1 protein-coding gene and 1 pseudogene are annotated in these 1,521 nt (G+C 79.7%); both read left to right on the top strand.

The genetic code is table 11. The features are described from left to right. On the top strand, nt 1-780 hold a 780-nt coding region (locus PGN05_RS24190), incomplete at its 5' end, for a hypothetical protein (RefSeq protein ID WP_419755130.1). 169 nt (nt 781-949) lie between these two features. Further along, a pseudogene (locus PGN05_RS24185) lies at nt 950-1,521 on the top strand (hypothetical protein); the annotation flags it as partial.

Here is a 1,521-nt window from a genome sequence, read left to right as displayed (position 1 = left end):
CTTGCCCCCCGCCTTGCCGGCGGCCCCGAGGCGCCCGCCGCCGCGCGGTCGATGAGCCAGTACGCCTGCCACGCCATGTTCCTCGGTGCCACCGCGGACGCCGTCGAGCGGTACCGGCGGACCGCGGCCCTGCACCGGGCGGCCGGTGATCGGGTCAACGAGCTGATGGCCGAGGTCTCGGTCTGCCAGGCCGCGACCTACGGCGGCGGCGCCGACTGGGCGGCCGCCCGCGTCGCCGAGCTGCTCGGGCCACTGGCCGAGCTCGGCAACCCGAGCGGTCTCGCCTGGGCGTACTACGTGCTGGGCGAGGCGACCGCCGCGGCCGACCCCGACCGGGCCCTCGCCGCGTACGCCGCCGTCCTGGAGCACGGCACCGACGTGGACAACCGGCTGTTCGTCATGCTGGCGCGCAGCTCGGCGCTGACGCTGCTGGCCGGTGGGGGATCGGACGCGACCGCGCTCGAGCGGTTCGGAGAGGTGCTCGACCAGTGGGAGGACCTCGGCAACGAGCTGTCCCAGTGGTGGGTGCTGGAGAACCTCGCCGTCCTCCTGGCGCGGATCGGGGAGCCCCGCGATGCCGCGGTGCTGGCGGGAGCGGTGGCCGCCAACCGGCACCGGTACCCGGCCTTCGTGCGCAACCAGGCGCTCGAGCTGGCCGTCCGCGCCCTCCGCGGGCGGCTCGGCGACGCCGGCGTGGACGCCGCGACCGCCGAGGGCGCCGCGCTGACCTTCGCCGCCGCCGTGGCCCTGGCCAGAGCGGCGATCCGGCGCGGCTCCTGACGCGGTCGGCGCCTCCGGAGGCCGACCGCCCGGTCGGTGCGGTCCGGCAATCGTCCGCGCGCCGCGCGCGAACCCCGTGACACCGGGACTCCCCTCGGTCCAGCATCTGCCCCAGGCGAGTCACGGGGGGAAGGCCCAGTCAGCGGCGGTTGGGCGGGGGTGGCGGTCGGTGACGGATCTGGCTACCGCGCGCCACGGACCGGCTCCCGGGCCCGGCCTCCCGACCGGTGCCGAGCCGCAGCCGGTCGAGCCGCCGCCGGACGTCGCGGGCGGCCTGGAGCTGACCCGGCTGATCGCCCTGGCCCGGCTCACCGCCCCGCAGGCCCTCGAGATCGGCGCGGGCCTGGTGGCGGAGGCGGCGCGGCGACCCGAGCCGGGAGCCGGGAGCCCGGGCGGCGACCGGGTGGACCTCGGTCGGACCGTCGTCCGGGCCGACGGGCGGGTGGCGCTGCGCCCCGCCGCGGTCGGCGGGTCCGGTCGACCGCCGGCGGCCGGCCCCACCGTCGAGGCGCTCCTGGCGGACGTGGCCGGTGCCGCGCGGCACCGCGCCCGCGGCCAGGACGCGGCCCCCGAACCGCTGCTGGACGCGCTGGACCGCGCGGTGGCGGAGCTGCCGGCCGCCGGCGCCCCCGCCGTCGCCCGGGACCTCGCACAGGCGGCCGCCGCCATCGACCGCGGCGCCGTCCGCGGCGAGCTCGCCGCGCTGGTGCGGGCGGCCGGCGCGGCCAGGGGCGCGGGGCA

It is taken from the genome of Geodermatophilus sp. CPCC 206100, assembly GCF_048569675.1.
Classification (GTDB): domain Bacteria; phylum Actinomycetota; class Actinomycetes; order Mycobacteriales; family Geodermatophilaceae; genus Geodermatophilus.
The sequence above is the reverse complement of the archived record's forward strand: the minus strand, read 5'-3'. Positions and strand labels throughout refer to the sequence as shown.